Annotated in this window: 5 protein-coding genes; 3 read left to right on the forward strand and 2 right to left on the reverse strand. The window is 61.8% G+C overall.

Annotated elements, in window-relative coordinates:
• Positions 1 to 21 precede the first annotated feature (21 nt).
• Both AB0I49_RS37415 and AB0I49_RS37420 read right to left on the reverse strand, forming a co-directional pair.
• Positions 22 to 1131 carry a DUF3696 domain-containing protein gene (locus AB0I49_RS37415; protein WP_363231694.1) on the reverse strand — a complete coding sequence of 370 codons (1110 nt, stop codon included), beginning with the start codon at positions 1129 to 1131 and terminating at the stop codon, positions 22 to 24.
• A complete protein-coding gene (locus tag AB0I49_RS37420; RefSeq protein ID WP_363231695.1) occupies positions 1128 to 2291 on the reverse strand; it encodes a DUF262 domain-containing protein in 1164 nt (387 codons plus the stop codon). Before AB0I49_RS37420 ends, AB0I49_RS37415 begins: the two co-directional genes overlap by 4 nt.
• A 750-nt stretch (positions 2292 to 3041) precedes the next feature.
• Between AB0I49_RS37420 and AB0I49_RS37425 the strand changes: the two genes are divergently transcribed.
• From AB0I49_RS37425 to AB0I49_RS37435, 3 genes are all read left to right on the forward strand, one after another.
• Entirely contained in the window at positions 3042 to 3584 is a 543-nt protein-coding gene (locus AB0I49_RS37425; protein WP_363231696.1) for a hypothetical protein, read from the forward strand.
• Between the two features lie 633 nt (positions 3585 to 4217).
• A complete protein-coding gene (locus AB0I49_RS37430) occupies positions 4218 to 6608 on the forward strand; it encodes a hypothetical protein (protein ID WP_363231697.1) in 2391 nt (796 codons plus the stop codon).
• Positions 6589 to 7350, forward strand: a complete 762-nt coding sequence (locus AB0I49_RS37435) for a hypothetical protein (RefSeq protein WP_363231698.1) — start codon at positions 6589 to 6591, stop codon at positions 7348 to 7350. The genes AB0I49_RS37430 and AB0I49_RS37435 overlap by 20 nt, the downstream gene beginning before the upstream one ends.
• Positions 7351 to 7563: the final 213 nt, after the last annotated feature.

Consider the following 7563-nt stretch of genomic DNA (forward strand, 5'->3'; position numbering starts at 1 on the left):
CCCAGGACCACTCGGTAGTCGTCATCGGGCGCGCCTGGCACGGGCCAGCCTCCCCAGGTCGCTCTCGATCTGATCGAAGAAGCCGGCAGGCCAATGGCTGAGTTCTCCCCGTGGGTCGGTCTGGATCGGCACCGTCCGGTCGTGGTCGAAGTAGTGCACGATCATGTCCGCCGCCGCGAGTGAGTGATCCTGCGCAACCGCCAGTCGTGCTCCGTTGAGCACGTGGTCGCTGTGGGTTTCCACGATGACCTGTACACCGCTGCCGGCCACGCGGGCCAGGAATCGGCCGAGCTTGGACTGACCTGCAGGGTGCAGATGAGCCTCGGGATTCTCGACGAGCAGTAGATCCCCTGGCTCGGTCAGCAACCCCGCGACAACGATCGGCAGAGCATAAGAGACACCGAACCCTGTGTTCGTCGGGCGTACTTGTTCGGCCCCCTGAGCCAGCTCCATGAAGCGGACTGTGCTCGCCATGATTCCCACAGCCAGCTGCGCTGTGATGCGGATCGGACGAATGATGTCCGATGCCCACGCCTCGGACTGGAGGCGGGGCTGTGGACTGTCGACGTCTGGGTGACGGAGTTCGGGTCGTACCTCGCTTCGGGCCTTGACCGCCCGTGTCTCACGCAGCGCCAGAACCTGGGCCGTGAACTCGCCCTGAATGCCTACACCGATACGGTCGGGTTCATCCGCGGAGACGGACAGCGTGTCACGGGGGCCAAGGCGTTCGGCGCACAGATATGTGAAGCCGGGTCCCTGCCGATCCAGGCCCAGGGAGGCAGGCAGTTCGGTGCGCTCTGCCTGCAGGTACAGGGCGTGCTCGTCCTGCGGCAGGTTGAACTTGGACAACCACGCATCTACGCCATCTCGGCCACGCAGTCCTACTTCGAGCGTGAGCTCCGAGGCATCCCAATGCAGTACGTCGCGGGCCTCCCCCAGGGTGAGCCCGCTCGGTGTGTTCAGCGGAACGGCCTGTCCGGGGGAGGAGGCGGTGGTCCTGGCCAGAAGCAGGGACTGAATTAGCGTGCTCTTGCCTCCGCCGTTGACGCCGGTCAGGACGGTGAGCGGGCGCATGACGAACGACGCGGAGCGGAAGCACTTGAAGTTCTTGATCTCCAGGGAGTCGATCAACGTCCTGCCTCCGCGTCCTCGGCCGCAGCGGTGAACCGATAGTCGACCCTGCGCCGGTCCGCGGTGGATGAAGTGATCGATTCCAGGTAAGCGATGTCGTCGGTCATCCGGTCCCGGGCGCTGCGCACGATGTCTGTACGACGACGGGACAAATCGTCAGCATCATGTCCAGCCAACGCGATGGACCAGGTCTCGAAGAGCGCGCGGTTGATCGGACTGCGCCACTCGGCTCCCCGCGGCCACTTGCGGAAGGCATGTTCCCCGAAGACAAGACGCGCATTGACCATCGCCTGTTCGAAGGCAGCCTCCAACTCCGCGACACGCTCGTCGGGCACCTCCTTGGGATCGTCCAGCAGCTCGGTGGTCTCCATCAGGAAGGTCTCCATCACCGGATGGGCGTGATAGGTGTCCAGGCCCCGCAGCCAGAACGCCGAGAAGCGCAAAGCCATCTCGCGGTCGTTCATCCTGATGTGCCCCTTCAGACGGCCGCCAGTGGCCGTGTCGAAGGCTTCCGTATGGGTCATGCGCTTGAGGATGTCGCGGCTGCGCGGCCGACTCATGCAGTGCCTGATCTCCTGTGCGTTGAGAGGCGTACCTCCGGTGTTGATCCGCTTGAAGATCTCGTACGTCACCTCACGGGGCGTGGACGGATCGATCACGTTCACGATCAGCTGCGTGTTGTTGATGCGGCGCTGAAACGGAACAGGGAGGTCGGTGAAACGGGCCCCTTGCAGGTCATGCAGATGATCAAGGCCGGTCAGCGTGAACCCATGGCTCGCCCCGCGGACGAAGGCATGCAGAGTGGACAGCCGCTGGAGGCCGTCCACGACGCGGAAGGCGCTGTCGCTGTCCTCGGCGAAGTAGAACGCCGGGAGTGGAATCTGCAACAACAGGGACTCGACGAGCAGCGACTTCTGGTCCGGTCGCCATACCAGGCCGCGCTGGAAGTCGGGCGCGAGCTCCAGTGACTTCTCGTCGATCAGGTCAAGGATGTTGCGCAGAGAGAAGGACCTCGTCGACACCCGGATCTGCTCAGGGTTCCAGGGTCGCTGGATCAGGTTCTCCCCTTGTCCTGGATCCTCGACCTCGACGCCGGTGGCCCGGCCCTCGTACACGTCCTCCACCACGTCCGGAACCGTCTGTGCATCCTCCATGCTCATTCCGCCATCTTATGGGCGGACGCCTGGATGCCGATAAGACAGAGTGGCGCAGGTCCTGCGCGGCGCCCTGGCCTCAGTCCACCGACGCCCCCTCCCTGATCCGGTGCTGTCAGGCGCCACGTTGCAGGCTTGCGATCAAGGGCGGCGTGCTCGGTGTCGGCACGTTGGTTGCCAGGTTCGATCCGCGCCCGGGGGCAGCGGGGAGAGTAACCAGCGGGCGAAGTGCAGGCCCTCTATGTAATTGTCGGCGGTGATGTCCGCGATCTTGCCGACCGCAGGCAGGGGTGCCTCGGCACTTGCGGAGTGGGCTATCGGTGAGTGGTCCACCGCTGGACAGCGAGCACCTACGGGGGAGCGTTCTGATCACTGCCCGGCGTGCGGCGGTGCAGCCGGACCCCGGTCCTCCTTGGACCGTCGAGAGGCATGTAGGACATACGGCACTTCATCTGGGTGTCGGCGTAGTCGAACTGTCTGCCAGGCCGTCTCGTGGGAGTAGGTTCCGCCGTGCCCTCTTACCAGGCGTCGGGCTCGCCAGCTGCTGAGAGGCGCTAGCAGCCAGCGGGTAGTTGATGTCTTCACTGTCGAACTCTCGCTTGCAGTCGGTGCTCCGGGGACTGCACACCACCTTGCCTTGGTGTCGTAGCGTTCTCAGCCAACTTTAGGGGTATTTGAGGACGCGAACTTGTCCTCCTGATAGTCATAGGGGCACTCCGGCGTGGAGAACGCCGTGGCTTCACAGGGGTGGACAAAGTGAGCGAACTGGACTTTCCGGTCTTGGCGGCGTCCGCCGCCACTCAGGCCTTCGGGTTTCTCTACGGTCAGCTGGGGGCTCTCCTGCAGCGTCGGCGAGACCGGCGAGCTGGAGTAGCCGTGCCGGCGGAGGAAGTCCCGGTAGCGGGAACAGGGATCGTGGCTTCGTCGGTTGACCGGTTCCGGCCCGATGACACGATCCTTGAACGGCGGGGCCAAGAGCTCGAGCTGTTGGCGGAAGCCTTGGAAGAGTACGTAGGAGCGACTGAGCTTGACGGCCAGGATGTACGACTTCGGCGCAATCTAGGACGCGTGCGTCGCGCCCTAGAAGAGATCTACGGCCTTGAGTTCGCGATTTCTGACAATGACTCATCCGAGTCTGGAATCAGGATCCGACAGAAAGTCACCAACGCCCACGACGAGGTGACCGGCATCGACGTGGAGTCTGCTGGGGCATCGGCTCGGGCCGAAGTGAACCAAGACATTGATACGGCGCACAAGGGGTCGAAGATTGTTGGGGCTCGCATCAAGCGTCTTGGATAGCAGAGTGCCTTGCTGAACTATGGATAGTCGCTTGATGTTCGGGGGAATTGAATGAATACGGAAAACGAAGACCGCGACGGTGGTATCCCCGTAGTTGGCAGGTCGGCCGGACGCTGGCGGCCTGGCTTCTTCAGTCGAGACACCTCGGATCATGCAGCCGATCAAGAGGTTGCGGGAGAGCAGGACTCGCAAGAAAATGACACTGGTGATGGCCGCCCTCTCCCGGTAGGCGACAATCGGGATACTGAAAACCCTTATTCCACGCCGCCGAATGCCCCTGTGTCAGGGGCGGCGTCCTTTCCCGGCCAGGCATACAGTGATCAGGCGCCAGGTCGAGAAGGCTATCCCATTGGGCAGGGGGCGGGGGATAATGGGGTAGGCGCAGGTCTAAGCCACGAAGGGGCTTCGGAGGTTAAGAAGCCGGACGAAAGTATGAATCCAAGCCCCTTTGGTGGATCCGGAAGAGGCTGGCTTGGTGAGAGCGCGGACGGAGCTGATCGAGCTTTTCCCGAGGTTAGCCAGACCGCTGTAGCGGGAATCGATGCTGGAGAAGAAACCCAACCCGATGGCTCTGGGATCCCGCAAGAGATTTCGGAAGAGCCGGGGAGTTATCTAACCCCTCCAGCTTCAGGAGTGGGTGCTGACGAATCTGCCACCGACGTGGCGGCGTCCTACTCCGACTGGGCGACGGAGACGGCTGGAGCAGTTGGGTCGGCAGATAATAACGAAAGCGCTTCGGAAAGCGGCGTGTGGCTCTCGACTCCGGAACCCGGTGATTCATCGATTCCAGTCGGTGGTAGCAATTTGCCAGCAGGTGAGAACTCGCTTCACGAGTCGCTGCCAGGTGTTCCGGCTGAACTGCTGACAGAGATCCCTCGCCTGGCGGAACTCGCTGCTCTGGTACGGCAGGCTGTTGGCTTCAACTTCGGCCGCGTTACTGGTGTGGAGCTCACTGCGGTAATCGATCAGATGGCTGATCACCAGCAACTGGATGATGATCACCTGGACCTGATTCGGGCGGTGTTTGTTCGTCCTCGAGGCTATGAAAAGGTCCGTGCGGACCTGGCGGCCCCCGGCTCCATCTCGGTCATCTCAGGGGACACGGGATCTGGGCGAAAGACGGCTGCAGTCCACCTGCTCGCCGAGCTCCGCCGCGCCGGAATGTCTGTTCGTACCCTCAGCTACGGCATTGACAGCAACTTTCAAGCACGCCGAATGCCGCGTATAGACAACTGTGTGTTCCTGCTCGAACTACCTCCGGATGAGGCAGAGTTCTCGGTTTCGAGTAAGTTTGGGCGAACGCTGGATGAGATCGCTGGGATCCTTCGGAGTACCTCGTCCCGGCTCGTCGTCCTTACTGACACGGATCAGTGGGAACGCGTGGGAGGCGGCGCATCCGTCATTGCCCGGGAGCTGGAACGGCCGGATGCAGTCAATATCGCCAGGGCGTGGCTTCGCCTAGATCTCTCCGATGGCACTGCTCGCCGGTGGACTGATGACCATCGTATCCAGCCGTTCCTGGTCGGCCAGAGGCCGAGCGCGGCCATGGAAATGGTCGATCTCATTCTCCAGGCGTGCAGCGCATCATTTGAGGATCTCTCCGACGTCGATTCGGATGTTGAATCGACTGACGGGGCTTTGCGTGTGACGGATGATGAGGAATTCAATAGAAGAGTCCTCAGTGTTGTGTCAGCCCGCAAGAACTGGTTCTCGCAACTTCTCAAATGGCACAAGAAGCCTCAGCGCACAGGATTTGAGCGCAACTTCCTTGTGGTGGCAGCGGCTTTGCGCGGGGCGCCAATCGGCCATATCTACAGTCAGACCGGTGCGCTGGCAGAATTGATCGGAGGGCAGAAGCCCGAGCTGCAGGGGCAGGACGACATCGGCGTGATCCAACTCGTTGATTCCGTCGATGCTCGCCTGAATGGTGATTACGTCGAGTTCTCCAAGCCTGGATGGGATGAGGCTGTCCTGGATTATTTCTGGCGAGATCGACCCCTCGGGCGGGAAGGATTTCTGAAATGGATGGCGAAGGCGCCTTTGCGGTCCACCACTCAAGGTGTCAAGGAATTCAACTCTGATGAGCGCGCTCTTCTGGCAGAGCGCATGGCGTTCTTCACCCTTCGGTGGGCTGCGCGTCACGGCACACCGGAGAATCTTTCAACGATCGTTACTGCCTGGCGCAAGGAAAACACACTAGAGCAGGCCGTCGTGCGCCTGGTCACAGCAGCCGCGCTCCATCCTGTGATCGGTCGTGACACCCACCAAGTTCTCTACGATTGGGCGAGGAAGCCCAACGAGGATGCTTCGTTGAAGGCGGCCGTGGCCGACGTCTGTGCCGGAGAATTCGGAATTACCTATCCGGGCAAGGCTCTGGTGCGTTTGCGTCACGTCGCTACCTCTTCGGATCCGGACGTCATCAAGGCAGTGAACACAGCTGTCCAGAAGCTCTGGGAAGAAGACTCGGTACGCAGCACACTCTTCAGCGAAGTGATCAAATGGTGCGCTTCGGCTGATGAAAACCGCCAGGCCGCCGGCCGTCGAGGTTTCGTTGCGCTGGCCGAACTTGCAGTGGACGAGCAAGGAGCTCCGCTCCCGGCTCTTCTGGCTGGACAAGATTCCATGGGTTGGACACCGGCAAGAGACGACCTCTCTACGGGCTGGCGGGCCGCTCTTGACCCCGGCGTCGATGAGGAGCAATGCCGTGGCGCGCTGGACCTCTGGCTGAACGCAGCACTGGAAGATGCGGAGATCCGCGAGACCACGGTCAGAGTGCTGCGTAGGGCAGTCCAAGACGAACCTGGAGATACGCGGCAGGCTCGCCCGAGGCACAGGCTGATCGACCGCATGAACATCTGGCAGCCTCCGTTCCCCAAGACGGAAGAGCAGCGACGGAGGGAAAATCTCCGGCGTGAGATAGAAGATGCAGTGCACTCGGACAAGGCTCGCGCGCTTGACCTTCTCCCGCAGGCGCAAGGCCTGAATTCCCGCGGGGGAGCGGAAGTTGAGCGGGATGATCGGTAGGAGACAACGCCGGAGCGCCCAGGGTGATGTCATTAAGGAGCCTGCCCTCACCCCCAGGAAATGGTGGTACGAGTTTCAGGATCTCTGGCCAAGCCGGGACAGTGAGCTGCACTTTCGCGCATATGTCCGTATTGAGTGGGAGGTTCTGGGAGAGTTCGCAGGGACCGACTCTCGAGTTGCCGTCTCGATGTGGGTTCAATTGATCGCCGAGAAGATGGCCGGGGAGGCCACGATTCTCCGGAGAGAGGCCACGGAGAATGCGATCAATCACGAATTGGCAATTCGACTTCCTCACGAAGACGGCCCGGTAAGGGTGTTGAGAGCTAGCGTCACCCTGGACGTCGAGGAAGGCGTCCTAGAACAGGCAGAGCGGCGCTTGGCCATGCGGCGCCAGATGGAACTCGACAACCTGACACGCCAGCAGAGCTCGGCCCAAGTCGCCTTCATGCGGGAGGAGATACTCCGCGATCCTGTGAATGCTCGCCTGCACTGGCTGCTCAGGAACCCAACGTCGGAGATTGCGGATGAGGGGACCTGGCTCGAGCTTGTTGGACAGGCGAGCATGTGGAGCAACGATAGCCGGTGGGTCCACGTCGCGCACCTGGTGGAGAAGTTCCTTTCCGGGCTCAGCGTAGAGAATCGCCGTGATCTGCTCGGCGTCCTGAAGAAGGTATTCGCCGGCTACGGAGGAGAGGATCTGGCTGCGGAGATCCCGGACGAGTGGGGGCGTAAAGACGAGTAGGCAGCACGGCCTATTGGGGACCCGCCGTTGCACGGGTGCGGTGCAAATACGCCATGCATGTGCAGCGTTGGCGATCTGCCGCGCGCTGGCGGTGGGGGACCCGGTGGACCACCGTCCACTAGGGTGTGTTGCGAAAGTGGATCTTGTTCGTTGATGATCATGTTCTGTGGGACGTGGGGATCTGACGAACGGGCAGTGGGCCCGGCTTGAGCC

Source organism: Streptomyces sp. NPDC050617, assembly GCF_040654795.1.
Taxonomy (GTDB): Bacteria; Actinomycetota; Actinomycetes; order Streptomycetales; family Streptomycetaceae; genus Streptomyces.